At 74.4% G+C, this 25,889-nt stretch carries 25 protein-coding genes; 17 read left to right on the forward strand and 8 right to left on the reverse strand.

Annotated elements, in window-relative coordinates; translation table 11 throughout:
* Nucleotides 1–687: 687 nt before the first annotated feature.
* Complete coding sequence (locus ACH4C6_RS10655) at nt 688–1,542, forward strand: fructosamine kinase family protein (protein WP_398108194.1); 855 nt, start codon at nt 688–690, stop codon at nt 1,540–1,542.
* Nucleotides 1,543–1,546: 4 nt separating this feature from the next.
* Here the strand turns inward: ACH4C6_RS10655 and ACH4C6_RS10660 are convergent, their stop codons facing one another.
* Nucleotides 1,547–3,205, reverse strand: coding sequence for a catalase (locus tag ACH4C6_RS10660; protein WP_398108195.1), 1,659 nt, complete (start codon nt 3,203–3,205; stop codon nt 1,547–1,549).
* 218 nt (nt 3,206–3,423) lie between these two features.
* On the opposite strand from ACH4C6_RS10660, the gene ACH4C6_RS10665 reads away from it, so the two are divergent.
* Complete coding sequence (locus tag ACH4C6_RS10665; protein WP_398108196.1) at nt 3,424–3,900, forward strand: hypothetical protein; 477 nt, start codon at nt 3,424–3,426, stop codon at nt 3,898–3,900.
* Between the two features lie 67 nt (nt 3,901–3,967).
* On the opposite strand, the gene ACH4C6_RS10670 is transcribed toward ACH4C6_RS10665, so the two are convergent.
* Nucleotides 3,968–4,204 carry a hypothetical protein gene (locus ACH4C6_RS10670; RefSeq protein ID WP_333930269.1) on the reverse strand — a complete coding sequence of 79 codons (237 nt, stop codon included), beginning with the start codon at nt 4,202–4,204 and terminating at the stop codon, nt 3,968–3,970.
* Between the two features lie 337 nt (nt 4,205–4,541).
* Between ACH4C6_RS10670 and ACH4C6_RS10675 the strand changes: the two genes are divergently transcribed.
* The 6 genes from ACH4C6_RS10675 to ACH4C6_RS10700 are packed head-to-tail and all read left to right on the forward strand — an operon-like array spanning nt 4,542 to nt 10,082.
* Nucleotides 4,542–6,245 (forward strand): sensor histidine kinase, encoded by a 1,704-nt coding sequence (locus ACH4C6_RS10675; protein WP_398108197.1) that lies wholly within the window; start codon nt 4,542–4,544, stop codon nt 6,243–6,245.
* The gene (locus tag ACH4C6_RS10680) at nt 6,242–6,664 is read left to right on the forward strand and encodes a roadblock/LC7 domain-containing protein (RefSeq protein WP_398108199.1); all 423 of its coding nucleotides are present in this window, start codon (nt 6,242–6,244) and stop codon (nt 6,662–6,664) included. Before ACH4C6_RS10675 ends, ACH4C6_RS10680 begins: the two co-directional genes overlap by 4 nt.
* Complete coding sequence (locus tag ACH4C6_RS10685) at nt 6,661–7,023, forward strand: DUF742 domain-containing protein (protein WP_398108200.1); 363 nt, start codon at nt 6,661–6,663, stop codon at nt 7,021–7,023. Before ACH4C6_RS10680 ends, ACH4C6_RS10685 begins: the two co-directional genes overlap by 4 nt.
* The gene (locus ACH4C6_RS10690; protein WP_398108201.1) at nt 6,995–7,621 is read left to right on the forward strand and encodes a GTP-binding protein; all 627 of its coding nucleotides are present in this window, start codon (nt 6,995–6,997) and stop codon (nt 7,619–7,621) included. Before ACH4C6_RS10685 ends, ACH4C6_RS10690 begins: the two co-directional genes overlap by 29 nt.
* Nucleotides 7,618–8,859, forward strand: coding sequence for a cytochrome P450 (locus tag ACH4C6_RS10695; RefSeq protein WP_398108202.1), 1,242 nt, complete (start codon nt 7,618–7,620; stop codon nt 8,857–8,859). Before ACH4C6_RS10690 ends, ACH4C6_RS10695 begins: the two co-directional genes overlap by 4 nt.
* On the forward strand, nt 8,856–10,082 hold the full coding sequence (locus tag ACH4C6_RS10700; RefSeq protein WP_398108203.1) for a cytochrome P450: 1,227 nt from the start codon (nt 8,856–8,858) through the stop codon (nt 10,080–10,082). Before ACH4C6_RS10695 ends, ACH4C6_RS10700 begins: the two co-directional genes overlap by 4 nt.
* Nucleotides 10,083–10,324: 242 nt before the next feature.
* Here ACH4C6_RS10700 and ACH4C6_RS10705 read toward each other — a convergent pair whose 3' ends face one another.
* Nucleotides 10,325–11,812, reverse strand: a complete 1,488-nt coding sequence (locus ACH4C6_RS10705; RefSeq protein ID WP_398108204.1) for a helix-turn-helix domain-containing protein — start codon at nt 11,810–11,812, stop codon at nt 10,325–10,327.
* A gap of 161 nt (nt 11,813–11,973) precedes the next feature.
* Here ACH4C6_RS10705 and ACH4C6_RS10710 point away from each other — a divergent pair, with 161 nt between their 5' ends.
* The 4 genes from ACH4C6_RS10710 to ACH4C6_RS10725 all read left to right on the forward strand — a co-directional run bounded on the left by ACH4C6_RS10710 (nt 11,974) and on the right by ACH4C6_RS10725 (nt 16,187).
* A complete protein-coding gene (locus ACH4C6_RS10710; protein WP_398108205.1) occupies nt 11,974–12,594 on the forward strand; it encodes an L-threonylcarbamoyladenylate synthase in 621 nt (206 codons plus the stop codon).
* Nucleotides 12,595–12,739: 145 nt separating this feature from the next.
* Nucleotides 12,740–13,495, forward strand: a complete 756-nt coding sequence (locus ACH4C6_RS10715; protein WP_398108206.1) for a dienelactone hydrolase family protein — start codon at nt 12,740–12,742, stop codon at nt 13,493–13,495.
* A 76-nt stretch (nt 13,496–13,571) separates the two neighbouring features.
* On the forward strand, nt 13,572–15,077 hold the full coding sequence (locus tag ACH4C6_RS10720) for a metallophosphoesterase family protein (protein WP_398108207.1): 1,506 nt from the start codon (nt 13,572–13,574) through the stop codon (nt 15,075–15,077).
* A gap of 81 nt (nt 15,078–15,158) precedes the next feature.
* Nucleotides 15,159–16,187 carry an LLM class flavin-dependent oxidoreductase gene (locus tag ACH4C6_RS10725; RefSeq protein ID WP_398108208.1) on the forward strand — a complete coding sequence of 343 codons (1,029 nt, stop codon included), beginning with the start codon at nt 15,159–15,161 and terminating at the stop codon, nt 16,185–16,187.
* Nucleotides 16,188–16,215: 28 nt separating this feature from the next.
* On the opposite strand, the gene ACH4C6_RS10730 is transcribed toward ACH4C6_RS10725, so the two are convergent.
* A complete protein-coding gene (locus tag ACH4C6_RS10730; RefSeq protein WP_398108209.1) occupies nt 16,216–17,190 on the reverse strand; it encodes a TauD/TfdA dioxygenase family protein in 975 nt (324 codons plus the stop codon).
* A gap of 171 nt (nt 17,191–17,361) precedes the next feature.
* On the opposite strand from ACH4C6_RS10730, the gene ACH4C6_RS10735 reads away from it, so the two are divergent.
* Both ACH4C6_RS10735 and ACH4C6_RS10740 read left to right on the forward strand, forming a co-directional pair.
* On the forward strand, nt 17,362–18,192 hold the full coding sequence (locus ACH4C6_RS10735) for an aldo/keto reductase (protein ID WP_398108210.1): 831 nt from the start codon (nt 17,362–17,364) through the stop codon (nt 18,190–18,192).
* Nucleotides 18,193–18,229: 37 nt separating this feature from the next.
* Nucleotides 18,230–18,829 carry a DNA polymerase ligase N-terminal domain-containing protein gene (locus ACH4C6_RS10740; protein ID WP_398108211.1) on the forward strand — a complete coding sequence of 200 codons (600 nt, stop codon included), beginning with the start codon at nt 18,230–18,232 and terminating at the stop codon, nt 18,827–18,829.
* Between the two features lie 9 nt (nt 18,830–18,838).
* On the opposite strand, the gene ACH4C6_RS10745 is transcribed toward ACH4C6_RS10740, so the two are convergent.
* From ACH4C6_RS10745 to ACH4C6_RS10760, 4 genes are all read right to left on the reverse strand, one after another.
* A complete protein-coding gene (locus ACH4C6_RS10745) occupies nt 18,839–21,181 on the reverse strand; it encodes a SpoIIE family protein phosphatase (RefSeq protein WP_398108212.1) in 2,343 nt (780 codons plus the stop codon).
* Nucleotides 21,182–21,275: 94 nt separating this feature from the next.
* The gene (locus ACH4C6_RS10750; RefSeq protein WP_398108213.1) at nt 21,276–21,743 is read right to left on the reverse strand and encodes a peroxiredoxin; all 468 of its coding nucleotides are present in this window, start codon (nt 21,741–21,743) and stop codon (nt 21,276–21,278) included.
* Entirely contained in the window at nt 21,740–22,120 is a 381-nt protein-coding gene (locus tag ACH4C6_RS10755) for a hypothetical protein (protein WP_398108214.1), read from the reverse strand. The genes ACH4C6_RS10750 and ACH4C6_RS10755 overlap by 4 nt, the downstream gene beginning before the upstream one ends.
* 144 nt (nt 22,121–22,264) lie before the next feature.
* Nucleotides 22,265–22,780 (reverse strand): MarR family winged helix-turn-helix transcriptional regulator, encoded by a 516-nt coding sequence (locus tag ACH4C6_RS10760; protein WP_398108215.1) that lies wholly within the window; start codon nt 22,778–22,780, stop codon nt 22,265–22,267.
* Nucleotides 22,781–22,889: 109 nt separating this feature from the next.
* Between ACH4C6_RS10760 and ligD the strand changes: the two genes are divergently transcribed.
* The 3 genes from ligD to hemC all read left to right on the forward strand — a co-directional run bounded on the left by ligD (nt 22,890) and on the right by hemC (nt 25,871).
* Nucleotides 22,890–23,870: a non-homologous end-joining DNA ligase gene (ligD, locus tag ACH4C6_RS10765; protein ID WP_398108700.1), complete on the forward strand. Its 981-nt coding sequence runs from the start codon at nt 22,890–22,892 to the stop codon at nt 23,868–23,870.
* Nucleotides 23,871–24,014: 144 nt separating this feature from the next.
* Nucleotides 24,015–24,788 carry an NPP1 family protein gene (locus ACH4C6_RS10770; RefSeq protein WP_398108216.1) on the forward strand — a complete coding sequence of 258 codons (774 nt, stop codon included), beginning with the start codon at nt 24,015–24,017 and terminating at the stop codon, nt 24,786–24,788.
* A gap of 147 nt (nt 24,789–24,935) precedes the next feature.
* Nucleotides 24,936–25,871: a hydroxymethylbilane synthase gene (hemC, locus tag ACH4C6_RS10775; RefSeq protein ID WP_398108217.1), complete on the forward strand. Its 936-nt coding sequence runs from the start codon at nt 24,936–24,938 to the stop codon at nt 25,869–25,871.
* The last annotated feature ends 18 nt before the right edge of the window (nt 25,872–25,889 follow it).

The raw sequence follows: 25,889 nt of genomic DNA on the forward strand, positions 1-25,889 counted from the left end.
GGTACAGGAAGTCTCGGCGGTACCCGGACACGGTGGTGCCGGAGGCGCGACGGGTCCCGAAGCGGGGCAGGGCCGCAGGCCGGGGCGAGAGCGGCGGCCGGGGCGGCGCCCGCGGCCGGAGGTCGGGACGGTACGAAGAGTCTCGGCGGTACCGGGACGCGGCGGTGCCGGAGGCGCGGCGGGGGCCTTGAAGCGGAGCAGGGGGCGACTCCGAGGGCCGGGGCGGCGCTGGGGGCCGCGGCCGGGGCGGCACAGAGAGGCTCGGCGGTACCGAGACACAGTGGCGCCGGAGACGCAGCGGGGCCCCGAAGCGGGCAGGGCCGCAGACCGGGCCGACGCCGAGGGCGGGGACGAGCCCGCAAAACCGGGGGCGACGCCGGAGCCCGCGGCGCGGACCGGAGGCGGGGCAGGCCCGCAGACCGGGGCGACGCCGGAGGCCGGGGCGGGCCCGCAAACGGGGTGGCGACGGTGCCGGGGCGCAGCGATGCCGGAGGCCGGGGCGGGCCGCAGGCCGGGCGGCGCCGGGGCCGTCTCGGTGCCGGGGCGCGGTGATACCGGAACCGCGGTGGTACGGGGATGCAATGGTGCCGGAGGCGCGTGGTGATGCTGGAGGGGTCGCCGTGGTGGCGAGGGCCGTACGCTGGGTGGCGATCTTGCACCGCGTCGCGAGGAGCGGGAGGAGCGCGGATGACCGCCCGGACGGATGTCGTGGCCCGGCTCACCGGCCGGGCCGTGCGCGCGTGGCGGCCGATGTCGGGAGAGCTCACCGAGGCCACCCTCGACGACGGGCGGGTGGTGGTCGTGAAGCGGGCGCCGGGACCCGGCGCGGCACGGGCCGAGGCGGCGGGGCTGCGCTGGCTCGCCGACGCGGGCGGCGTGCGCGTGCCGGTGGTGCACGGCCACGAGGGCGACCGGCTGGTCGTCGACCGGGTCGCCGAGGGCCCGCCGAGCCGAAAGGCGGCCGAGCGCTTCGGGCGCGGGCTGGCCCACCTGCACGCCGCCGGGGCGCCGGCGTTCGGTGCCCCGCCGCCGGGCGGCCCCGCGGAGGCGTTCATCGGGCTCGCCCCGATGCGCAACGAGCCGGATGACGACTGGCCCCGCTGGTACGCCGGGCAGCGTGTGCTCCCGTACCTGCGCCGGGCCGTCGACGAAGGCACCGTCCGGCCCGGGGAGGCGGCCGTCGTGGAGCGGGTGTGCGAGCGGCTTCCCGCGCTGGCGGGCCCCGCCGAGCCGCCCGCGCGGCTGCACGGCGACCTGTGGAACGGCAACGTGCTGTGGGGGGCCGACGGGCACGTCCGGCTGATCGACCCGGCCGCGCACGGCGGGCACCGCGAGACCGATCTGGCGATGCTGCGCCTGTTCGGCTGCCCGTACCTGGACGCGGTGGTGGCCGGTTACCAGCAGGTGGCGCCGCTCGCCGACGGCTGGGCCGCACGCGTCGGCGTGCACCAGCTGTTCCCGCTGCTGGTGCACGCCGTGCTGTTCGGCCGGGGCTACGCGGAGCAGACCCTGTCCGCGGCCCGTGCGGCCCTGTCGGGCTGACGCGTCACCGCGTCACGACATGCCGCTCGTCCGGGACGCAGTGGGTCATCGTGAGCCCCTCGACGTCCCGCGGCTTGTTCTTGCCGAGGTTGGACAGGCGCTCGCGGTCCTCGTCGGTCAGGTCCTGGCTCGCCAGCGGCTCCAGGCCCGCCACGTCCTCGGGGCCGATGCCCAGTCCCTCGCCGACCCGCAGACCGAGGTCGTTCTCGACCAGCAGGAAGTGCCAGACCATGCGCTCCTGCACCGCCCGGTCGCACTGCGACAGCAGGTCGACGAAGTTCTTCACCAGGTCGTCGCGCTCCCAGTCCTCCAGGAGCAGGTAGCGCTGACCGGCCTGCAGGTAGTCGTTGGTGCGCGGGATGCGCTTGCGGGTCAGCCGGCCGACGATCTCGGGGCCCTGCTCGTCGTGGGTCGGGTACTGCGCCTCGCGCAGGCCGCCGGTGATCGAGGGTTCGTAGTTGACGTGCGGGTTCTCGCCGCCGCCGTCCTGGTGGTACGCCATCTGCCCGTCGCGCTGGTTGGTGCGCACCTCGGCGTTCTTGGCCTGGTTGACGGGCAGCTGGAGGTAGTTCGGCCCGACCCGGTAGCGCTGGGTGTCGCTGTAGGAGAAGGTCCGGCCGACGAGCATCTTGTCGTCGGAGAAGTCCAGCCCGTCGACGAGGACGCCGGTGCCGAAGGAGATCTGCTCGTTCTCGGCGAAGAAGTCCTTCGGCATGCGGTCGAGCACCATCCGACCGACCGGCTTCGGCGGGAAATCCTGCTCGGGCCAGGTCTTGGTGTCGTCCAGCGGGTCGAAGTCGAGCTCGGGGTGGTCGTGGTCGTCCATCATCTGGACGAGCAGCTCCCACTCGGGGTAGTCACCGCGCTCGACCGCCTCGTACAGGTCCTTGGTGGCGTGGCCGAGGGAGTCGGCCTGGACGTTGGCCGCGTCCTCCTCGGTCATGCTGCGCACGCCCTGCTTGGGCATCCAGTGGTACTTGACGAGCTTGGTCTGGCCCTCGGCGTTGACCCACTTGTAGGTGTTGACGCCGAAGCCCTGCATGTGCCGGTAGTCGGCCGGGATGCCGCGCGGGCTGAACAGGTTGACCAGCATGTGCATGGACTCGGGCGTCTGCGACATGAAGTCGAAGATGCGCCGGGGCTGCTGCTCGAAGGTCACCGGGTCCGGCTTGAGGGCGTGGATGACGTCCGGGAACTTGATGGCGTCGCGGATGAAGAAGACGCCGAGGTTGTTGCCGACCAGGTCCCAGTTGCCGTCCTCGGTGTAGAACTTCACCGCGAAGCCGCGCGGGTCGCGCGCCGCCTCGGAGGAGTCCCGCCCGCCGATGACGGTGGAGAAGCGGACGGCGAGGTCCGTGCGCTTGCCCTGCTCCTGGAAGAGCTTGGCGCGCGTGTAGCGGGAGATCGGCTCGTCGCCCCACTTCCCGTACGCCTCGAAGTAGCCGTAGGCGGTGACGCCGCGCGCATGGACGACCCGCTCGGGGATGCGTTCGCGGTCGAAGTGGCTGATCTTCTCGAGGAACTGGTAGTTCTCCAGCGTGGCCGGGCCGCGGGCGCCGACGGTGCGCTGGTTCTGGTTGTCGTAGACCGGATGGCCCTGCCGGTTGGTCAGTACCTTGCGGTCGTCGCCCGGTGCGGGGCCGGTCCCGGATACGTCCGTCATGTGCGTGGGCTCCTTCGGCTGGAGACCGGGGCGGCCGGGTCGTGCCCGGGGGCGGCCGCCGCCGATCATGGCGGGACGGGCCGGGTACCCGCCCCCCGCGGGTCACTCACGTCCTCTTTTCGGGTGAACCGACCAGATCCGTACAACCTTCGGCCGGTGGGCGGTGTCTTCCTCACCGAACGACCACATCCGTCCCGACGCGTTCCACGGGGGAACACATGAGCTCGGACCGTACTCGTCTGCGCCGCGGCACGGCCGTCGGCCTCACCGTCCTGATGGCGGCCGCTCTCGGTGCCGCCGGGGCCGGTGCCTCCACCGCCGGCACCGCCGCCCCGCAGAAGCACCAGACACAGCAGGCACAGCAGGCACAGCAGATCGCCTCGTCCGTCATCGGGTCCGACTACAAGATCACACTGACCGCGCTGCGCTCGACGCAGGACGCGTACGCCGCCTCGGTGCGGCTGCAGGTCTACACGCAGGCAGGGGGCACCTGGAAGGAGTCGGACCGCGTCACCGTCGGCGAGACGGACGGCTGGTTCTGGTACCCGCTGACGGGCAAGGGCGCCGTGTGCGCGTTCTCGACCGCGGGGACCGAGCCGGCGCCGCTGACCGTCAGCCTGCTGCTGACCCCGTCCCTCGGCTGCTCCGAGCCCGCGCACTACGTCGTGGAGGACGGCCGGGTCTCGGTGGAGTGAGCACGCCCCCGCACAGGGGAAGGCCCGGACCCCCGAAAGGTCCGGGCCTTCTCGCGCGCGTCGCGGCTCAGCCCTCGGCCAGGCGGCTGCGCAGCAGCTGCTTGCCCAGCTCGGCACCCTTGCGGCTGTCCGCCTGCGCCTTGCGGAACAGATCCGCGACCTCGGTGTCCTTGGCGCGCTCCGCGTCCTGGATGTAGCTCTCCAGCCGCAGGGCGTTGCTCAGGCACGCCTCGACGTACCAGATCAGGTTGTAGTCCTTGTCCTGCGTACCGGTCGCGCCGCCGGTCTCCGACTCGCTGGTCATACGGACCTCCTTCTCCGTGGAGCGGACCTCTTGTGGGCTGGCCGGGTACCCGGCCACCGGGAGTGCACACGGCCCGCAGCCCCGTCTCGGGGGCATGTTCCGGTCATCGCCCCCGGGCGGGCCGCGACCACGAGCAGACCGGCACGGAACACCAACTCCCCTCTGCAGCACGGCATTTCCGACGTTGACCGCAGAAGCACCCAGTCGTCGATCACTTTCGGAACGAAGTGGGACTCCACCGTGCGAGATCAGTCGATGACGGTGTGTACTGTGCTGCGGACGGTTCGCCCGAGCACCACCGACCCCGCCCTGACCGACCTCCCCTGGACTCACCTTCATGATCGACATACCGGACCTCGCCGTGGGCGGTCTCGCCCTCGGGACGCTGTCCGCGTTCGCTCTGGGCGGCGGTCTGCTGCGCTCCCGGCGGCACGTGGCCGCACTGCGGGCGACGACGGCCTCCCTGCGCGCCCGACTGGACGGCACCTCACGGATGTTCACGGCGGAGGTGGAGCACCTCGCGGAGCGGCGCGTGCCCGCCGCGGCCCGGCGCACGGCACATCCGCACGTCGCGGTCCCCGGCCCGCTGAACGCACAGGTGGCGGGTTCACCCGTCGAAGCAGCCCTGCAACGGGTGCTGGAGGCGCTGCACGCCGAGCTGGCCGCCCAGCGCACCAGGGTCGACGCCGCCGCACAGGCGGGGATGCGCGGGGCCACCCGGGAGATCCAGGCGGCGCTGTACCGCCTCCAGGACGCCCTGCGCTCCCTGCAACAGCGCTACGACGATCCCGAGCTGGCGCAGACTCTGTTCGCCCTGGACCACGAGAACGAGCAGTCCCTGCGGCGCGCGCAGGTCGCCGCGGTGGTCTGCGGGGCGTGGGTGGGTCTGGCCCGGCAGGAGTCCCATCTGGTCGACGCGGTGACGGGGGGTCAGGCGCGGCTCGTGGGGTACGAACGCGTCCGGGTGCACAACCACCTGGAGGCCGGCACCGCCCTGGTGTCCCACGCCGTGGAGCCGGTCGCCATCATCGTGGCCGAACTCCTCGACAACGCGCTGCGGCACTCCGCGCCCGACACCGACGTGGTGGTCAACCTGGAGGCCGTCCACCACGGCGTCTGCGTGACGGTGGACGACTCCGGTCTGGGCATGACCCTGGACGAACGGGCCCGCGCCCAGAGGATGGTCGCCGGTGGCGAGCCGATCCTGCTCACGGACCTGGGCGATCCGCCCCGGATGGGACTCGCGGCCGTCGGGCAGCTCACCCGGCAGTTCGACCTGAGCGTCGACCTGAGCTCGCCCTCGCCGTACGGCGGGGTGCGCGCGGTGCTGCGGGTGGGCAGTCACCTGCTGACCCGGATCGATCCCGAGGAGCAGCCCCCGGCGGCCAGCGCCCCGCGACCGACCCGCAGGGCGGCACCCGGGGCCGCGCGGGGCGGTTCCGGTTCGCCCGCCGGTGAGGAGGCCGGCGCCGGGCCGGCTCCCGCGCCCGGCGACGACAGGCCCGCGGCCGCCGGCCACGACGCTCCGGCCGCCGAACACGACGCTTCGGCCACGGGCCACGACGCTCCGGCCACCGGTCACGAGCCCGCGGCCGACGGCCGCGGGGCCGCCGACCGCCACCACGGCCCGGCGGGGACCGCCGTCGCCCCCGCGGCCGCCGACCACGCCTACGGCACCGCGCCGGACGACGGCACCGCCGCCCCGGCCCCGGGCCACCACGGCCCCCGGGACAGCGGCGGCCTGCCCCAGCGGCGCCGCCGCACCCGGGCGGCGGACGCGCCCGCCGCGTCCGCCCCGGACCCGCCCCGGCGGCGCGGCCCCGAGGAGTCCGCGGCGGCCCTCGCCGCCCTCCAGTCCGGCACGGCGGCGGCACGTTCCGCCGGCGGATCGAACGCCGGCGCCACCGGGCCCGTACCCGAGGACGCGCCGCCCGCGACCACGGCCGGGCCGGCGTCCGGCGGCACCGGCAGCGACACCTGCCGCACCGACACCGACACCGACACCGACGGCAATGACCACGAAGGGGGAACCGCGCGATGACCAGCCGCGCCACGGGGGACACGGCATGGGTGCTCGAACCGGTCCTGGAGGTGCCGCACGTCGTGGCGGCCGTCCTGCTCACCCGGGACGGACTGGTGACGGGCTGGACCGATGCCCTGTCGCAGCCGTCGGCCGAGCGGGTGGCCGCCATCACCAGCACCGTGCAGGGTGCCTGCCGCACCGCGGCGGCGGCCTTCGCGGACGCCGACCGGGCCGACGTCCGCCAGGTCGTCGTCGAGTCCGACCACGGATACGTGCTGATCGTGCCCACGGACCACGGCACCTGTGTGGCGGCCTACGGCGACCCGGACGTGCGCCTCGACCTGCTCGCCCACCGGGTGCACTCCCAGGTGGCGCGGCTGGGCCGGAAGGCCATGGCCGCCGGGCCCCGAGGCTCCGACGGCGGCACACCGGCATGACCGGCCGCCGAGGCGGCCGTCCCCTGGTTCCCGCGTACCTGTCCACCGGCGGGGTGGCCCGGCCCAGCCGTGACCATCTGGAGCGGCTGTCGGTCCTCACCGGCCGCGGCCTGCCGGCGCCCGCCGGTCTGCCCGCCGCGCAGGTGGCCCTGCTCGAGGAGCTTCAGGGCGGGTCCCTCACGGTGCTGGAGGCCGCGGCGCTGCTGCGGCTGCCGGTCTCCGCGGTGCTGGTGCTGGCCGCCGGGCTGCTCGACCGCGACCTGGTGCTGGCCCGCCCGCCGATCCCGCCCGCCCGCCGCTTCGACCCCGACCTGCTGAAGAGAGTGGCCGATGGCCTCCGCGACCTCAAACACCCTTGACGCCCGCAGCGGCGGCGTGGACATCCACCTGCCCGACACCGCCCGCGACCTGGTGAAGATCCTGGTCACCGGCCCCTTCGGGGTGGGCAAGACGACCTTGATCGGCTCGGTGTCGGAGATCCGGCCGCTGCACACCGAGGAACAGCTCACCGAGGCGTCCGTCCAGGTGGACGATCTCGCCGGGGTGCGGGACAAGTCGACCACCACGGTCGCCATCGACTTCGGCCGGATCAGCCTGCCGGGCGGCATCGTGCTGTACCTGTTCGGCACACCGGGCCAGGAGCGGTTCCGGACCCTGTGGGACGACATCGCCCACGGCGCGCTGGGTGCGCTCGTGCTGGTCGACTCCCGCCGGATCGACGCCTCGTTCGACGTGCTCGGGCTGGTGGAGGAGTCGGGGCTGCCGTACGCGGTCGCCCTCAACACCTTCCCGGACGCGCCCCGGCACCACACGCCCGCACAGCTGCGCGCGGCCCTGGACCTGGAACCCACGACCCCCATGGTGACCTGCGACGCGCGGGAGGCGAACTCCTCGATCGACGCCCTGCTCACCCTGGTGCAGCACCTGATCGACCACCACCCCCCGGAGCCCCGGTGACCCACCCCTCCCCCGCCGAGCAGGCCTTCACCCTCGCGGCACCCGTCCGCCTGTGGGAGGACGGCTTCGCCCGCGACCCCTCCTCGTACTACGCCGCCCTGCGTGCCCAGGGCCCGGTCGGCCGGGCGGAACTCGCGCCCGGCGTGCCGGCCTACGTCGTCACGGAGCGGCGGGCGGCGCTGGAGCTGCTGCACGACACGGACACGTTCTCGCACGACCCGCGGCCGTGGGAGGCGACCGTCCCGGACGACTCCCCGATCCTGGGGATGATGCGCTGGCGGCCCAACACCCTGTTCGCCGACGGCGCGGCCCACGTCCGGTACCGCACCGCGCTGCTCGACGCCTTCGACCTGGTCGAGCCGCACGACCTGCGCGAGCGCGTGCACCGGGCGGTGCACGTGCTGGTGAGCCGGTTCGGGCCGCGCGGACGGGCCGATCTGGTGGGCGAGTTCACCCGGCCGCTGATGGCGCTGGTGTTCAACAGCCTGTTCGGGCTGCCGGACAGCGCGAGCGACCGGCTCGACGCCGCCCTGGGCAAGATGATGGAGGGGGGCGCCCAGGCGGCCGAGGGCGAGGCCGAGTTCGGGGGCTACGTGCTGGAGCTGATCGCCGCCCGGACCCGGCAGCGCGGCGAGGACCTGCCGAGCCGGCTGCTGGACCACCCGGCGGGCCTGACGCCCGAGGAGGTCACCTGGCAGGTGTTCCTCACCCTCGGCGCGGGCCACGAGCCGACGGCGAACCTGGTGTCGAACGCCCTGTCGCGGATCCTCGGCAACCCGGCCTACTACTCGACCCTGACCAGCGGCGCCCGCCCGGTGACCGACGCGGTGCTCCAGGTGCTGCACCACGAGACCCCGCTCGCCAACTACGGGATCCACTACGCCCGTACGCCCGTCACGTTCCACGGCGCGCGGATCAGGGCGGCGGTACCGGTGGTGATCTCCTACGGGGCGCTGGCGGAGGAAGCCGAGCGCCGGCCCGGCGGCACGCGGCGCCACCCGTCCGACGCCTCGCACCTGTCCTGGTCGGCGGGCCCGCACGCCTGCCCGGTCAAGCAGCACACCCTGCTCATCGCCACCGAGGCGATCGAGCGGCTCACGCAGTGGCTGCCCGACCTCGAACCCGTGCTGCCGCGCGAGCGCCTGACCTGGCGGCCCGGCCCCTTCCACCGCTCGCTGACGGAACTGCCCGTCCGTTTCACCCCCCGCAGCCCCGACCAGCCAGGAGGACGCCCGTGACCGTCACCGACCGCATCGCCCTCGATCCGTCCGGCGCCGACATCGCCGCCGAGAGCGCCCGGTTGCGCGACCTCGGCGCGGTCGTCCCCGTGGAGCTGCCCGGCGGCATCCCCGCCTGGGCGCCCACGCGCCACGACACGCTGAAGGAGCTCATCCTCGACCCGCGGGTCAGCAAGGACCCGCGGCAGCACTGGCGGTTGTGGCCCGAGCTCGGTGAACACCCCTCCTGGGGCTGGATCCTGGGCTGGGTCGGGGTGGTGAACATGCTCTCCACCTACGGTCCGGACCACACGCGGCTGCGCAAGCTGGTCGCGCCCAGCTTCACCCACCGCCGCACCGAGGCGATGCGGCCCCGCGTGGAGGCCATCACGGCGGAGTTGCTGGACGCGCTGGACGCGGCCGGCGGCGGGACCGTCGACCTGAAGGAGGGGTTCGCGCATCCGCTGCCCATGCGGATGATCTGCGAACTGTTCGGTGTCCCGGACGAGTTGCGCGCGGACACCGGGCGGCTGATCGCGGCCATCATGGACACCAGCGACCCTGGTCCGGAGCACGCGGCCCACGTCCAGCGGCAGATCGGCACGGTGCTGCCCGCCCTGATCGCCCACAAGGCGGCGCACCCGGGCGACGACATGACCACCGAACTGATCCGGGTCCGCGACGAGGACGGCGACCGGCTGAGCGACGAGGAACTGCTGTACACGCTCCTGCTGGTGATCGGCGCCGGCTACGAGACCACGGTCAACCTCATCGGCAACGCCGCCGTGGCCCTGCTGCGCGATCCGCGGCAGCTCGACGCCGTGCGGGCCGGGCGGATCGGCTGGGACGCCGTCGTCGAGGAGACGCTGCGGGCGCACCCGTCGATCGCCTCGCTGCCGCTGCGGTTCGCCGTGAGCGACCTGTCGGTCGGGGGCGTCACGATCCCCGCCGGCGACGCCATCATCACCACCTACGCCGCGGCCGGACTCGACCCCGAGCACTACGGGCCGGACGCCCACGTCTTCGACGCCACGCGCGCCGCCGACGACCACCTGTCGTTCGGGATCGGGGTGCACCGCTGCATCGGAGCCCCGCTGGCCCGGATGGAGGCGCTGACCGCGCTGCCCGCCCTGTTCGACCGCTTCCCCGGCCTGCGGCTCGCGGCGGGTGACGAGGAGCTGCGGCAGGTGCCGTCGTTCATCGCCTTCGGCTGGCAGGAGATCCCGGTGCGGCTGCGGGACTGAGGATCGCGCCGCGGGAGCGGGCACCGCGCCGCGGCGGGAGCCGCGCGGGAGCGCGACCGGTCCCCCGTTCCGGTCGTGCCCCCGCGGTGCCCCGAACCTACGTGCCGGACGGCGGCCTTGTGAATCGTCCCGGTGCCCATCGCGCACGGCAGCGGACTCACCTGTGCACAGCCGCGCCCGGTTTGCCCGGGTTCGCCGGGCGTCGCGGCCCGGCCCGCTGCCGGACCGCCCGGGCACGCCGCTCAGTCGGGCTCGCCGAACACCGGCAGATCGAGGTCGCCCACGGCCAGGTGGGCGAGGACGACCTCGTACAGGTCCGTGCCCGAGGTGAGCAGCCGGCGCTCCAGAACCGGTTCGGCGCTGCGGACGTGTTCGCGCACGGTCTGCGCGTGCATGCCGAGCGCCTGGGCGGCCCGCTCGGCGTTGCCGCCCGCCGCGATCCAGGCGCGCAGGGTGCGGCGCGGGTTGCGCGCGTCGGCGTCCAGCCGTCCGAGCAGGTCCCGCGCCCAGGAGCGCAGGGCGGGCCCGGACAGCAGGTCGGCGAGCAGCGCTCCGCGGCCCCGGGAGCCGTCGGCCGGGTGGCTGTCGGGCAGGCCGATCCGCGTGTTGACCGCCAGGTGGACGACGGCCCGGGCCGCGAGGCCGGTGAAGTCCGCGCCGAGCAGGTTCTCCACCCGTTCCATGCGGGCACGGACGGTGTTGCGGCTCACGCCGAGAACCTTGGCGGCGTTGACGGCGGTGAACTCCAGGCCCAGCCGGTTGGTGGCGAGGAGCTCGGCACGGGTGTGGTGCGGCAGCGCGTCCAGCGGGCGCAGCGCCCGGGCCGTCCAGCCGCGCAGCAGCTCGGGGTCCATCAGGCGCTCGGGGTGGGTCCGCTCGGCGTAGACGGCCGTCTTGTCCGGCCGGAAGTGCGCCACCGCGAGGGCGCTGACGGCCTGCCCGTAGGCCGTCGCGGTCCGGGCGAGGCTCTGGCGGACGCTGCCGCCGAGGAACAGGTCGCGGTGCCCGGCGACCAGGGACCGCAGCGCACCGGCGGCGCTGTCCCGGGGGCTGACGACGATGACGTGGCCCGACATGGCGGGGCACCGGACGACGAGGGCGTTCTCCCCGGTGCGGTCCAGGCATTCCCGGGCGACGCGGTCGCGGGCGGAGGGCGCGGACTCCACGACGTAGACGCACGCCGTGTCGGCGTCGAGCAGCCCCGGCCACAGCCCGGCGGCGACGCGGCGGGCGGCGACGGTGTCCTCGACCATGAGCAGCTGAAGGATGGCCAGACGCAGGTCGGAGGTGGCCCGCCGGAGCCGGTGCCCGGCCGCGGCCGACTCGTGCGCGGTCAGCAGCAGGCCGATCACCTGGGCGGTGTGCGTGACGGCGTCGGAGGCCCGCCGGTCGAACGGCGTGGCGCGGGAGACGGCCAGGACACAGGACCGTGCGGCGTGCTCCACCCTGACCAGGCGCAGATGACGCTCCCGGCTCTGCCAGGCGGCGGAGGCGATCCGGCCGGCGGCGACGTCCGCGACGAGGCCGCCGTCGAGCGGCAGCCGGTCGCCGGCCATCAGGTTCCCGGCGTCGTCCTGGAGGGCGACGGCGGCGTCCACCGTGCCGGAGAGCCAGGCGACGACCCTGCGCACATCGCGGCCCGCAGGCCGCAGATGCTCCAGGAGCTCCGCCGCCCACGCCCCTTCGGCGCCGATCGCCGCCCTTCCTGTCCCGTCCTCACGGCCGGTCACCTCGGCCCTCCCCTCGCTGCTCGTGCCGCCGTACGGCACACCGGCCGGGGACGTTACCCGACGGGTGCCGGGCCGTCCCGGGGGCACCGGCGGGCCCGGTCCTGCGGGTCGGGCCCCGGCCCCTGCGCCTGCGGCCGGTGCGCGCGGCTTAAGCTCGGCGGATGGCGAAGTACTACGACGTGCACCCCGACAACCCCCAGCCGCGCACCATCGGCCAGATCGCCGACAGCATCCGCGCGGACGCCCTTGTCGCCTACCCCACGGACTCCTGTTACGCACTGGGCTGCCGTCTGGGCAGCCGCGACGGCATCGAGCGGATCCGCTCGATCCGCAAGCTGGACGACCGGCACCACTTCACGCTGGTGTGCCAGGACTTCGCGCAGCTCGGGCAGTTCGTGCGGATCGACAACGACGTGTTCCGCGCGATCAAGGCGTCCACGCCGGGCAGCTACACGTTCATCCTGCCCGCGACGAGGGAGGTGCCGCGGATGCTGCAGCACCCCAAGAAGAAGACGGTGGGCGTGCGCATCCCCGACCACGTCGTCACGCAGGCGCTGCTCGCCGAGCTCGGTGAGCCGCTGCTGTCGAGCACCCTGCTGCTGCCCGGGGAGGAGGAGCCGTTGACGCAGGGCTGGGAGATCAAGGACCTGCTCGACCACGTGCTGGACGGGGTCGTCGACTCCGGCGACTGCGGCACCGAGCCGACGACGGTCGTCGACTTCTCCGGCGGCGAGGCGGAGATCGTGCGGTACGGGGCGGGCGACCCCGCGCGGTTCGAGTAAAGCGCGACCCAAGGGCCGTTCACGGTTCAACCTTACGGCGGGGGTGGGCGAATTGCCCCGGAACCGCGCGTGCCACGATGACCATGATCCGCCCGGTCACGCGGACGGTTCCGGCCCGCCACCCCCCGCAGAAAGGCAGCCCGCCATGACCGCCGTACAGGGAACCGCCGTCGACATCCCCACGGAGGACGGCATCGCCGACGCCTACCTGGCCCAACCCGGCGACGGGGCCGCGCACCCGGCGGTCCTGCTCTTCATGGACGCCTTCGGGCTGCGTCCGCACCTGCGCTCCATGGCCGACCGGCTGGCCGGTGCGGGCTACACGGTGCTGGTGCCCAACCTGTTCTACCGGGCGGGCCGCGCCCCGCTGTTCGACCTGCCCGACTTCATCGACCCGCAGGCGCGACCGGGCACGTGGAAGCAGATCATGCCCGTCATGCAGGCCCTGACCGGCGAGCGGGCCATGCGGGACGCCGGCGCCTATCTGCGGTGGCTGGCCGCGTCGCCCGCGGTCGCCGACGGCCCGGTCGCCCTGACCGGCTACTGCATGGGCGCCCGCCTCGCCCTGCTCACCGCCGGGACCTACCCCGAGCGGGTGGCCGCCGCGGCCGGCTTCCACGGCGGACGGCTCGCGACGGACAAGCCCGACAGCCCCCATCTGGTGGCCGGGGACGTCACCGCCGAGCTGTACTTCGGCCACGCCGACCAGGACCACTCGCTGCCGCCGGAGCAGATCGACCGTCTGGAGCAGGCCCTGACCGAGGCCGGTGTCCGCCACCGGTGCGAGGTGTACACGGGCGCCCCGCACGGCTTCACGCAGGCCGACACGGCGGCGTACCACCGGGAGGGCGACGAGCGGCACTGGTCGGCGCTGCTGGACCTGCTCGCGCGCACGTTCTGACACCGGACCACTCCGGTGCGGCGGGAGTCGCGCCCCGCCCATCTCCCGCCCCGGGCAGGGTTGTTACGGTGCACCGGTGTCCGACTCCTCACGCGATACCGCCGAGGGCGCCGGCTGGGGCGGTGCCGAACGCGGCGCCTACCGGCAGCTGATGCCGCCGAAGACGGAGAAGATCTCCTGGCTGGACCCGAGGATGCTGTGGGTCGCCCGCAACGGTGTCCTGGCCTCCTGGTTCGGCGACCCCACCGGCCGCACCCGCGCCCGCTGGGTGGCGCAGCGGGCCGCCGCCGGCGCCCCGGCCGACAAGGTGATCCGGCGCGACGACCCGGACCGCTTCTCGTTCCTGGTCATCGGCGACACCGGGGAGGGCGACGACCCGCAGTACGCCGTCGTGCCCGGGTTGCTGAGCGCCGGCCGGGACACCCGTTTCGCCGTCCTGGCCAGTGACGTCGTCTACCCGGTGGGCAGCGCGGACGACTACGGCCCGAAGTTCTTCCGCCCGTACCGCGACTACCCGGCGCCGATCTACGCGATACCCGGCAACCACGACTGGTACGAGGACCTCGACGGCTTCATGCGGGTCTTCTGCGACGACGCGCCCGCCCTGCCGCCCGAGCCCCGGCCGCGCCCGCTGACCCGCGCCTGGCTGCGCTCCCTGCTCTGGCACCGGCCGCACCCCGGCGACGGCCGACGGCTGGCCGCGGCGCGGACCCTGCGCTCCGCACCCGCCCAGCAGGCCGTCCAGCCCGGGCCGTACTGGGCGATCGACGCCGGCCCGGTGCGCATCGTCGGCATCGACACCGGCCTGCTCGGCACCCTCGACGCCGAGCAGGGCGCCTGGCTGCGCGAGGTCTCCCGCGGGCCCCGCCCGAAGATCCTGGTCACCGGCTCGCCGCTGTACGTCGACGGACGGCGCGAGCCGTGCGCGGTCGAAGGCGGCGGCACCGTCGACGACATCGTCCGCGACCCGGCCCACCACTACGTCGCGGCGATCGGCGGCGACATCCACAACTACCAGCGCTACCCGGTCCGGCTGGACGACGGGCGCACCCTCCAGTACGTCGTCGCGGGCGGCGGCGGGGCGTTCATGCACGCCACCCACACCATCCCCCGCGTCGACGTCGCCGGCGTCAGCGAGGCGGACTTCCGCTGCTACCCGCTGCGCGGCGACTCCCTGGCCTTCTACAGCCGCCTCTACGGCCGGCGGTTGCGCCTGCCCCGCTTCTTCACCCTCACCGAGGCCGAGGCGACGGCCGTGATCGCCGAGCGCCTCGGCATCCCGCCCACGCGCGCGCAGGGCGCCCCGGTGAGGGTGACCCGGCGGGTGCGGCTGGTCGCCGCGCTGCTCGGTACCGGCCGCCGCCCCGACCGGGCCAGGCGGTTCCGGCTGCCGGTGCGCAAGATCTACACGTCGTTGTTCTCCCCGGGCTCGGCGACGTACAGCCCGCCCTTCTTCAAGTGCTTCCTGCGCCTGGACGTCTCCCCGGAGTCGGTCCGCCTGCGCTGCCACGCGGCGACCGGCAACCGGGCCCAGGAAGTCGCCCCGCCGGTCGAGGACGAGGTGACGATCCCGCTGCGCTGATCGGCGGAGGACGGGAACACGGCGGTGGCGACCGGGGTTGCCACTGCCGTGAGCCATCGAGCGAGCAACGACGGAGGACCCGTGCCACCGACCTCACGACCGCTGCGGAAGCTGGGATTCCTGACCATCGGGCTGTTCGACGAGGCGGATCCGCGCCGGGGTCACGAGTCCACGCTGGAGATCATCGAGCTCGGCGAGCGGCTGGGCTTCGACAGCGCCTGGGTGCGCCACCGCCACCTCCAGTACGGCATCTCCTCCCCCGTCGCCGTCTTGTCGGCCGCCTCCCAACGCACCCGCCGGATCGAGCTGGGCACGGCGGTCATCCCGCTGGCCTGGGAGAACCCGCTGCGGCTGGCCGAGGACCTCGCCACGGTCGACCTGCTGTCCGGCGGGCGGCTCAACCCGGGCGTCAGTGTGGGGCCGCCGGCGCACTTCGAGCAGGTCAAGGACGCCCTGTATCCGCACACGGCCGACGCGGAGGACTTCGGCTACGGCCGTGTGGAGCGGCTGCTGGACTTCGTCCGCGGCAAGCCGGCCTCGGACTTCAGCGGGGTGGAGGGCTTCGAGGTCTTCTCCGACCGTGTCCAGCCGCACTCCCCCGGGCTGGGCCGCCGCATGTGGTACGGCGGTGGCAGCCTGCGCTCGGCCCGCTGGGCGGGCGAGCACGGCATGAACCTCCTCACCAGCAGTGTCGTGAAGGCCGAGGACGCGGAGGGGCCCTGGGACTTCGCGGCGATCCAGCTCGCCCAGATCCGGGCGTTCCGCGCCGCCCACCCCGACGGCGAGGCGGCCCGGGTCTCGCAAGGGCTGGTGGTGATCCCGACGGACTCCGCGACCCCCGGTCAGCGCGCCCGCTACGCGGAGTACGCCGCCCGGCGCACCCCGCGCACCACGTCCCCGCAGGGCCCGGCCCGCCTGCTGTTCGCACCGGACCTGGTGGGCCCGTCGACGGAGATCGCCGAACGGCTCCACGCACACGCCGCGTTCCGCGAGGTCGACGAGGTCGCCTTCGCACTCCCCTTCGCCTTCGGCCACGAGGACTACGTCCAGATCCTCACCGACCTGGCCACGCACCTGGGGCCCGCCCTCGGCCGGCACCCCCGTGGCTGAGCCCCCCCCGGCCGTAGGTGACCTCGGGTCACCAGCGGCCGGGGGCCGTTCCCGTGACGGGTTGTGAGGGGCGGCCGTCGGGGCCGACGGGGACGTCACCGGCGAGCATCACGCGATGCATGATCCGCGGGTGGTCCAGGTGGGCCGTGTCGCCGGGGGCGAGGTGCATCGTGGTGCGGTTGTCCCAGAACGCCACGCTGCCCGGTTCCCAGCGGAAGCGGACCGTGTACTCGGGCCGGACCGCGTGCTCCAGCAGCAACTCCAGGATCGCCGCGCTCTCGGGCCGGGACAGGCCCTCGATCTGCTCCACGTAGTAGCCGTTGACGTACAGGATGCGCTCGCCCGTCTCGGGGTGGACCCATACCAGCGGGTGCAGCGAGGCGACCTGGTGCTCCAGCAGGTGACGGACGTAGCCGTCGTCGCCGGGCCGGGGCTGGTAGCCGACGCCGAGCCGGTGCTCGGCCCGCAGCCGGTCGGTGAACTCCCGCAGCGGCGCGGACAGACCGGCGTACGCGGCCGCCAGGTTCGCCCAGGTCGTGTCGCCGCCGTAGGGCGGGACGGTCTCCGCCCGGAGGATCGTCGCGGCGGGCGGGTCGACGCGGGCTCCGTGGTCGCAGTGCCAGCCGCGCTGCAGGGTGTGGCGGCGCCGCCGCAGCCACTCGTCGTGCTCCATGCCGTACCGCCCCCCCAGCTCCAGCCGGTCGGCGGTGGTCTCGATCTCGGGGACGTCGGGCGGTGAGGCCTTGCCGCGCCGCGGCAGCACCACCGGCCGGCCGAACCGCCGCGCGAACGCCACGTGCCCGGCGTGGTCGAGCCGCTGCCCGCGGAAGAACACCACCTTCCACCGCAGCACCGCCGCCCGGACGGCGGTGACGGTCGCGTCGTCGAGATCGGCGGCCAGGTCCACTCCGTCGATCTCCGCCCCGATGTGCCCGGCGACCGGCCGGACCTCGATCCCGGCCTTTCGCGCCGCCTCGTCCGTCCTCGGGCTGTCCGTCGTCATGAGCGCTCCGCTGGTCGTGGGCGTGGTCCTGTCTTCCGGGAGATCGTGACAGCGATCCCGGCGGAGGGCGACCACGCCTCCGGGCCGCACGGCTCCCGGTCCCCCGGTTGATCACCGCCCACCCCGTCCGCGACGCTGGGGGGACGACACAGTCAACGGGAAGGCCCGACGGTGATCAGCATCCCGACGCACACGCTCAACGACGGCACGGCGCTCCCGGCCCTGGGTTTGGGCACCTGGCCGCTCGGCGACGACGAGGCCCAGGCCGCGGTGGTCTCGGCCCTGGAGGCGGGCTACCGCCTGATCGACACGGCGACGAACTACCGCAACGAGACGGGGGTCGGCCGTGCCGTGGCCGCCGGGGTGGTACCCCGCGAGGAGATCGTCGTGACGACGAAGCTCCCGGGCCGCCACCACGGCTACGAGGAGACCCTCGCCTCCTTCGAGGAGTCCCGGTCCCGCCTCGGCCTGGAGTACGTGGACCTGTACCTGATCCACTGGCCGCTGCCGCGCCAGGACCGGTACGTCGACTCCTGGAGGGCCATGGTGAAACTGCGCGACGAAGGGCTGGTGCGGTCGATCGGCGTCTCGAACTTCACGCCCGCGCACATCGAGCGGCTGGAGAAGGAGACCGGGGTCCTGCCGTCGGTCAACCAGATCGAACTGCACCCGTTCCTGCCGCAGGACGAGCTGCGCGCCTTCCATGCCGGCCGGAACATCGTCACCGAGAGCTGGAGCCCGCTGGGCCGGGGGACGTCCCTGCTGGAGGACCCGGCCCTCGCCCGGATCGCCGGGACGCACGGGGTGACGCCCGGGCAGGTGGTGCTGCGCTGGCACACCCAGCTGGGCGCCGTGCCCATCCCGAAGTCGGCGAACCCCGAGCGGCAGCGCGCCAATCTGGACGTGTTCGGTTTCGAGCTGAGCGCGGAGGAGATGGCCGCCGTGGCCGACCGGGCCCACCGCCGGGTCGGCGGGGACCCCGAGGTGCACGAGGAGTTCTGAGGGGTACCCGGGCCGGCCGGACAGGAGGGAGCCGCACATGGCCGAGCGGGACCGGCTGCGGGACTATCGCGGCAGACGCGACTTCGGCCGGACCGGGGAGCCCGAGGGCAGCGGGGCCGCCCCCGGGAGGCGCCCGCGCTTCGTGGTGCAGATCCACGACGCGAGCACCCTGCACTTCGACTTCCGGCTCCAGGTCGGCGACGTCCTCACGTCCTGGTCGGTGCCGAAGGGCCCCTCGGCCGACCCCGGGGACAAGCGGCTGGCGGTGCCCACGGAGGACCATCCGCTGGAGTACGAGGACTTCGAGGGCGTCATCCCCCGAGGTGAGTACGGCGGGGGCACGGTCATCGTGTGGGACCGCGGCACGTACGAGCCGCTGAGCCACGACCGCCGGGGCCGGCCGGTGGACTTCGCCGCGTCGCTGGAGCGCGGGCACGCCACGTTCCGGCTGCACGGCTCGAAGCTGCGCGGCGCGTACGCGCTGACCCGCTTCCGCGGTGGCGACGACGGCGAGGAGGCGTGGCTGCTGGTGAAGCAGGCCGGCGGCTCCCGCACGCGGAGCGCCCCCGATCCGCGCCGGGCCCGTTCGGCGGTGTCCGGCCGTACGCTCGCCCAGGTCGCCGCGGAGACCGGGTGAGCGTGCCGTTCAGAACAGCGGCGTGAGGGCCTGCTCGCACCAGATGGTCTTGCCCCGGCTGGTCTGACGGCTCCCCCAGCGCCGGGTGAGCTGGGCGACCAGCAGCAGTCCCCGACCGCCCTCGTCGTCCTGGTGCGCCCGCCGCAGATGCGGGGAGGTCGAACTGCCGTCGGAGACCTCGCAGATGAGGGTCCGGTCGCGGATCAGCCGGAGCTGGACGGGCGGGGCGCCGTGGCGGAGGGCGTTGGTGACCAGCTCGCTGACGACGAGTTCGGTGACGAAGGCCGTCTCCTCCAGGCCCCACGCGGTGAGACGGTCGGTGGCGGCCTGGCGGATCACGGCCACCTGCGCGGGGTCCGGCGTGATGTCCCAGGTGGCGACCTGGTCGGCGCCCAGCGCCCGGGTGCGGGCCAGCAGCAGGGCGACGTCGTCGGAGGGCTCCTTCGGCAGGACGGCCTTGAGCACCGAGTCGCACAGGGCGTCCAGCGAGTCGGCGGGCACGGTCAGGGCGCGGCACAGCTCGTCGGTCGCTACGTCGACGTCGCGGTGGCGGTCCTCGACCAGCCCGTCGGTGTACAGGGCGATCAGGGAGCCCTCGGGCAAGGGGAGTTCCGTCGCCTCGAACGGCAGGCCTCCGACGCCCAGCGGAGGCCCGGCGCTCATCGGGATCAGCCGGGCGGACCCGTCGGGCAGCACCAGGGCGGGGGCGGGGTGCCCGGCCGCGGCGAGGTGGAGGCGGCGGGCGACGGGGTCGTAGACGGCGTACAGGCAGGTCGCCCCCACTTCGGCCACCTCGTCCCCGAGGTCGTCGGAGGCCAGGTGCGTGACCAGGTCGTCCAGGTGGGTCAGCAGCTCGTCCGGGGGCAGGTCGACGTCGGCCAGGGTGCGCACGGCGGTGACCAGCCGGCCCATGGTCGCCGAGGAGGGGATGCCGTGCCCGACGACGTCCCCGACGACCAGCGCGACCCGGCTGCCGGACAGCGGGATGACGTCGAACCAGTCGCCGCCGATCCCGGCCGCCGAGCCGGAGGGCAGATAGCGGTGGGCGACCTCGACGGCGGCCTGCCCGGGCATGCCGCGCGGCAGCAGGCTGTGCTGGAGGGTGAGGGCGGTGCCGCGCTCCCGGGCGAAGCGGCGGGCGTTGTCCACGCAGACCGCGGCCCGGCTGGCGAGTTCCTCCGCGAAGACGGCGTCGTCCCCGCCGTAGTCGTCCGGCTGCGCCACCCGGACCGCCACGGCGACGCCGAGCGTGATGCCACGGGCGCGCAGCGGTACGGCCATCATCGAGTGGGCGCCCTGGCGGTACGGGCGTCCCTGGGGGGAGCGGCTGTCGCGCTCGGCGACCCAGCGCACGAAGGCCGGCTCCCCCGCCTGGCTGACGACGGCCCGGCTCTCGCGCATGGCCCGGGCGATCGGTGAGAACGCCGGGTAGACGTCCACGTCGCCCACGTGCACGGCGGCTTCCGGGGTGCCCTCGCTGACCGATCCGTGGGCGACCCGCCGCAGGGCGATCTTCTCGGCCGGGACGGCCGGTGCCTCCTGCGCGCCGAGGACCCAGTCGAACAGGTCCACGCTCGCGAAGTCGGCGAACCGGGGCACCACGACGCCGATGAGCTCCTCGGCCGTGCGCACGACGTCCAGGGTGGTGCCGATGGCCGCCGCGGCCTCGTTCAGCAGGGCGAGCCGCTGCCGGGCCCAGTAGTGCTCGGTGCTGTCGTACGCGGCCAGGGCGGTGCCCACGAGGTCGCCGTCGGCGTCGCGGACCGGCCACATCTCGGTCACCCAGGAGTGCTCCCGGTTCAGCGCCGGCGCTCCGGTGAAGCTCTCGTAGCGCAGCGGCCGGCCCGTCTCCACGACGTGCCGCAGGTGCCAGTCGAAGCCGCGGCTGTGGCCGGCCTCCTCCACGGTCCCGGGGAAGTGCCGGCCGACCAGGCTCTCCTCGGACACGCCCATCACCTGGCAGGCGGCGTCGTTGAGGCGCAGACAGCGCTGGCCGGTGTCGAACACGGACATCGAGAGGGACGCCTGCTGGAAGGCGCGCCCCGCCAGGGAGGTCTCGGCGCGGCCGGGCGGCGCCGCGGTGAGCACGTATCCGTCTGGTCGCCCGTCCCCGCCGGCCACGGCGCACGCCCGGACCCGGAGCCCGACGAGGTGGCCGTCGCGGTGGCGCACCACGACCGTGCCCGCCCGGTCGGACACCGCCTGCACGGACACGTCCTCGGCGAGCAGGTGCCGTACGGACCGGCCCACGACCTCGGCGGCGGGGTGGCCGGTGAGCTGCCGGGCGCCCTCGCTCCACCCCGTCACGATGCCCCGGGCGTCGATGATCGCAGCAGCGGAGGAGTCCTCCATTCGTCCAGGATTGACCCTGTGCCGTCCCGCCTCAACCGCGGGGCGGCGTACGGGCGGCGCCGGGACGGGTGTTCAGGGCCGGTGCATGCCGGGTTCAGGGCCGGTGCGCGCGGAGTGCGGCGAGCGCCCGGTCGGCGTGGGCGTTCATGCGCAGTTCGCTGCGCACGACGTCCAGGACGGTGCGGTCCTGCGCGATGACGAACGTCGTGCGCCGGGTGGGGGCCAGGGAGAAGCCGCGCCGCACGCCGAACCGCTCGCGGACCGTGCCGTCGGCGTCGGACAGCAGGGGCATGCCGAGGCGGTGCTGCCCGGCGAACTCCCGCTGCCGTTCGACGCTGTCCGCGCTGATGCCGACGGGCCGGGCCCCGACGGCGGCGAACTCGGCCGCGAGGTCACGGAAGTGGCAGGCCTGGGCCGTGCAGCCGGGCGTCAGGGCGGCCGGGTAGAAGAACAGCACGACCGGCCCCTCGGCGAGCAGCCCGGACAGGCTGCGGACGCGGCCGGTCTCGTCCGGCAGCGAGAAGTCCTCGACCGTGTGCCCCGCTTCCACGCGGCCGCTCAACGCTTGCCCCCGGCGTTCCGGGCGACGCCGCGGGCCCACAGCACCAGCGGCACCTGGAGCGGCAGGCGCCCGAAGGCGGCGGCCTTCTGGCGTGCGGGGCGGTGCCGCCAGTCGACGGCCATCTTGACGTTGGCCGGGAAGACCCCGGCGAAGAACGCCGCGGTGGCCAGCGCGGCCGCCTTCCGGGTGCGGGGCAGCGCGAGGCCGGCGGCGAGCGCGAGTTCGGCGGCACCGCTGGCGTGGGTCCAGGTCCGGGGCGAGCCCGGCAGGGCGCCGGGGACGATCGCGTCGAACCGGCGGGGGGCGGCGAAGTGGGCGATGCCCGCGGTGGCCAGCAGGCCGGCGAGCAGCAGGGGCGAGCGTTCGGACCGGGACACGGTTCCTCCTCTGATGACCTGCCGCGCGATATTACTCGACGGTAGGAATCCCTCGGAGCCCGGGCGACCCCTTCGGGGCGCGGGACCGGCCCGGGTTCGGCGGCCGGCGCCGGGGCGGGGCGCAGGGGTGCGCGGCCGCCGTCCTCAGGCGGTGGGCGCCGGGGTCCCGTGGGGCTCGGGGGCCGCGTCGGCGGCGTACGCGAGGAAGTCGTCGACCATGCGGTGGAAGAGCGTGGCCAGCTGCCCCAGTTCCTCCGGGGACCAGTGCGCCAGCGCCAGCTGCATACCGCGGACGCCCGCCTCACGCACCTTGGCGATGGCCTCCCGGCCGGCCTCGGTGAGTTCGATGCGCTGGGCGCGGCGGTCGTCGGGATCGGGGACGCGCGTGACGTACCCGGACCTGTGCAGTTGCTGGACCGTGCGCGTGACGTGCGAGGCCTCCACGCCCAGCCGGGCGGCCAGCTCGCCCGGACGCAGCGGATCGGCGTCGGCGATCTGGCGCAGCAGCGCGACGGCGGCCCGGTCGAGCGGGACCCCCGCCAGGGCCATCAGCCGCTCGTGCTGACGGGCGCGCGTGCTCAGGTAGGTGATGCGCGTAAGCGCGCGCTCGATCTCGGTCACCTCCGCCGAGGGGCCGTCGGGGAGCGGTGGGGTGGGCATGGCACCACGTTACCATGTCGTTGCGTAACGCAAGTAAAGCGGGGCGCCGTTCAGGGGAAAGGGACGGCCGGCGCGCGTGACCGCACCCCGGGGCGTCGACATCTCACCCGTGAGTCTGCCGCTGATCCCGCCCATGCTCGCCACCTCCGGCACCCTGCCCCCCGCCGCGCAGGACGCGCGCTGGGCCTACGAGACCAAGCAGGACGGCCAGCGCGTGGTGGTCTACCTGCCCGGGGACGGCACCGTGGTGCTGCGCGCGCGGTCCGGCGACGAGATCACGGCCGCCTACCCCGAGCTGCGCCTCCTGGGCACCGCCCTCGGCGCCACCCCCGCCGTCCTGGACGGCGAGATCCTGGCCCTGGACGCCGAGGGGCGGGCGAGCTTCCAGTTGCTGCAGTCCCGCATGGGGCTGGCGCACGCCCCCGCCCGGGCCGCGCGGCGGGCGGCGGAGGTCCCGGCCCACCTCGTGCTGTTCGACGTGCTGCACCTGGCCGGCGAGTCCCTGCTGCGGCTGCCCTACACACGCCGCCGCTCGGCCCTGGAGGACCTCGGCCTGAGCGGACCGTCCTGGTCGACCCCGGCCGCGCTCGTCGGCCACGGCGCCGAGGCGCTGCGTGCCACCCGCGAGCACGGCCTGGAGGGCCTGGTCTGCAAGCGGCTGGACTCGGTGTACGAGCCGGGCGTGCGCTCACGGGCCTGGATCAAGATCCGCAACATGCGCACCGAGGACGTCCTGGTCGGCGGCTGGCAGCCCGGCAGGGGGCGGCTCACCGGCCTGCCGGGCGCGGTCCTGGTGGGTCAGCGCGCGGGCGGACGGCTGCGCTACGTCGGCAGTGTGGGCACCGGCTGGAGCGAGACCGAGCGCCGGGAGCTGGCCGGGCTGCTGGCGGCGGCCGCCACCGGCACCTGCCCCTTCGACCCGGCCCCCCGGGCACCCGGCGCGCACTGGGTGGTGCCGCGGCTGGTCGGCGAGGTCCGCTACAGCACCCGGACCCGGGAGGGGCTGCTGCGACAGCCGTCCTGGCTGCGGCTGCGGCCGGACCTCGCGCCCGAGGAGTCGGCCGCCGACATCCCGGACGACCCGGCCTGAAACGGCGCCCCGACGCCGGCTGTTGATCCGCCCTTCACCCGCGGGATGTTCCGACCCTCTTGGCATGGACGCGTTCAACCAGGAAGCTGAACCCCCGTTCCCCCCACAGCCGTTGGGCTGCGCCCGGATCCCGAGGAGGACGCAGTGTCGTCACGCCCGTACAGCCGCCGCAGGAGATGGCTCACCGGGGCCGCCGGGGCCGCCGCCCTCGTGCTCGCCCTGCCCGCGACCGCCTTCGCCGCCCCGCCGCCCGCCCTGCCGGCCGACGCCGAGCCCCTGGAGCGGACGTACCAGCCGGCGTACGACTACGACACCGACGGCTGCTACTCCTCGGCCGCGATCGGTCCCGACGGCAGCGTGAACAGCGGGCTCAAGCCGACCGGGGCGCTCGACGGCAACTGCCGCGACGCCTCCGACCTCGCCAACACCAACGGCTACGCGCGCGCCAAGTGCAACAACGGCTGGTGCGCCGTCCTGTACGCCCTCTACTTCGAGAAGGACCAGGCCCTGCCCGGTGTGAGCCTCGGCGGGCACCGGCACGACTTCGAGCACGTCGCGGTGTTCGTGCAGGACGACCAGGTCCGCTACGTCTCGACCTCCGCCCACGGCGACTTCGACGTGCACGCGGCCGCGCAGGTCCGCTTCGACGGCACGCACCCCAAGATCGTCTACCACAAGGACGGGATCGGCACCCACTGCTTCCGCCTCGCCGGCCCGGGCGACGAACCGCCCGAGAACCACCGGGGCACCTGGCAGTACCCGCCGCTGGTCGGCTGGAACGGCTACCCGGCCGGGCTGCGCGACAAGCTGTCCTCCCACGACTTCGGCAGCGCCCACTTCGGCCTGAAGGACGGCAGTTTCGAGAGCCACCTGGCCAAGGCCAAGCCGTCGGGCATCCCCTTCGACCCCTACGCGTGACCCGCCCGGTCCGGCCGGGGGGCACACCCCTCCGGCCGGACCGGGGCGGGGAACACACAGCCGAACGTCCCGAACTGGCGTACGCTGCCCGGCAGTCGGGGGAGGCACGCGACCTCCGCTCCACCGGGAGGGTCTATCGTGGGGCGCATGTCCGCCCCCGAACTGATCCGCATCGTCTCCCGCGACTCACCCATGGCGCTCGCCCAGGTGGAGCGCGTCCGGGCCGAACTGGCCGCCGCCCACCCCTCGGTGCGCACCGAGGTCGTCCCGGTGAAGACCACCGGGGACAAGTGGCTCGGCGACCTGTCCCAGGTGGAGGGCAAGGGCGCCTTCACCAAGGAGGTCGACGCGGCACTCCTGGCCGGGGAGGCCGACCTCGCGGTGCACTGCGTGAAGGACGTGCCCGCCGACCGTCCGCTCCCGGCGGGCACGGTGTTCGCCGCCTTCCTCAAGCGGGACGACATCCGTGACGCGCTGATCCACCCCGGCGGCCTCACCCTGGACGAGCTGCCCGCGGGGACGCGCGTCGGCACCTCCTCGGTGCGCCGGGTCGCGCAACTGGCGGCCACGCACCCGCACCTGGAGTGCGTGCCGTTCCGCGGCAACGCCAACCGCCGTCTGGCGAAGCTGGCGGCCGGGGAGGCCGACGCCCTGCTGCTCGCGGCCGCCGGCCTGGAGCGCATCGGCCGGACGGACGTGATCACCGAGATCCTCTCGACCGAGACGATGATGCCGCCCATCGGCGCGGGCGTCCTGGCCCTCCAGTGCCGCGAGGACGACGCCGACCTGATCGACGCGGTGAGCGGTCTCGGCGACCCGGACACCCACCGGGAGACGACGGCCGAGCGGATGTTCCTGCACGTGCTGCAGGGGCACTGCAACAGCCCCATCGCCGGGTTCGCGCGGGTCGACCGCGGCGGGGAACTCTCCCTGCGCGCCTGCGTGTTCACTCCGGACGGCAAGACACGGCTGAACGCCCACGAGTGGGCGGGGCGGCTCGATCCCGCCACGCTCGGCACCTCGGTCGCGGTGGCGCTGCTGCGCCAGGGCGCCCGGGAGATCATCGACGGCATCCCGCACTGAGCGCGGCGTCGCCCTGAC

Origin of the sequence: Streptomyces sp. NPDC017943, from assembly GCF_044328425.1 — a bacterium.
Taxonomy (GTDB): domain Bacteria; phylum Actinomycetota; class Actinomycetes; order Streptomycetales; family Streptomycetaceae; genus Streptomyces; species Streptomyces djakartensis_A.

Coding starts and splice junctions, on each gene's coding strand:
- ACH4C6_RS10655 (WP_398108194.1), top strand. CDS start 688: ATGACCGCCCGGACGGATGTCGTGGCCCGGCTCACCGGCCGGGCCGTG.
- ACH4C6_RS10660 (WP_398108195.1), bottom strand. CDS start 3,205: ATGACGGACGTATCCGGGACCGGCCCCGCACCGGGCGACGACCGCAAG.
- ACH4C6_RS10665 (WP_398108196.1), top strand. CDS start 3,424: ATGAGCTCGGACCGTACTCGTCTGCGCCGCGGCACGGCCGTCGGCCTC.
- ACH4C6_RS10670 (WP_333930269.1), bottom strand. CDS start 4,204: ATGACCAGCGAGTCGGAGACCGGCGGCGCGACCGGTACGCAGGACAAG.
- ACH4C6_RS10675 (WP_398108197.1), top strand. CDS start 4,542: ATGATCGACATACCGGACCTCGCCGTGGGCGGTCTCGCCCTCGGGACG.
- ACH4C6_RS10680 (WP_398108199.1), top strand. CDS start 6,242: ATGACCAGCCGCGCCACGGGGGACACGGCATGGGTGCTCGAACCGGTC.
- ACH4C6_RS10685 (WP_398108200.1), top strand. CDS start 6,661: ATGACCGGCCGCCGAGGCGGCCGTCCCCTGGTTCCCGCGTACCTGTCC.
- ACH4C6_RS10690 (WP_398108201.1), top strand. CDS start 6,995: ATGGCCTCCGCGACCTCAAACACCCTTGACGCCCGCAGCGGCGGCGTG.
- ACH4C6_RS10710 (WP_398108205.1), top strand. CDS start 11,974: ATGGCGAAGTACTACGACGTGCACCCCGACAACCCCCAGCCGCGCACC.
- ACH4C6_RS10715 (WP_398108206.1), top strand. CDS start 12,740: ATGACCGCCGTACAGGGAACCGCCGTCGACATCCCCACGGAGGACGGC.
- ACH4C6_RS10730 (WP_398108209.1), bottom strand. CDS start 17,190: ATGACGACGGACAGCCCGAGGACGGACGAGGCGGCGCGAAAGGCCGGG.
- ACH4C6_RS10740 (WP_398108211.1), top strand. CDS start 18,230: ATGGCCGAGCGGGACCGGCTGCGGGACTATCGCGGCAGACGCGACTTC.
- ACH4C6_RS10745 (WP_398108212.1), bottom strand. CDS start 21,181: ATGGAGGACTCCTCCGCTGCTGCGATCATCGACGCCCGGGGCATCGTG.
- ACH4C6_RS10760 (WP_398108215.1), bottom strand. CDS start 22,780: ATGCCCACCCCACCGCTCCCCGACGGCCCCTCGGCGGAGGTGACCGAG.
- hemC (WP_398108217.1), top strand. CDS start 24,936: ATGTCCGCCCCCGAACTGATCCGCATCGTCTCCCGCGACTCACCCATG.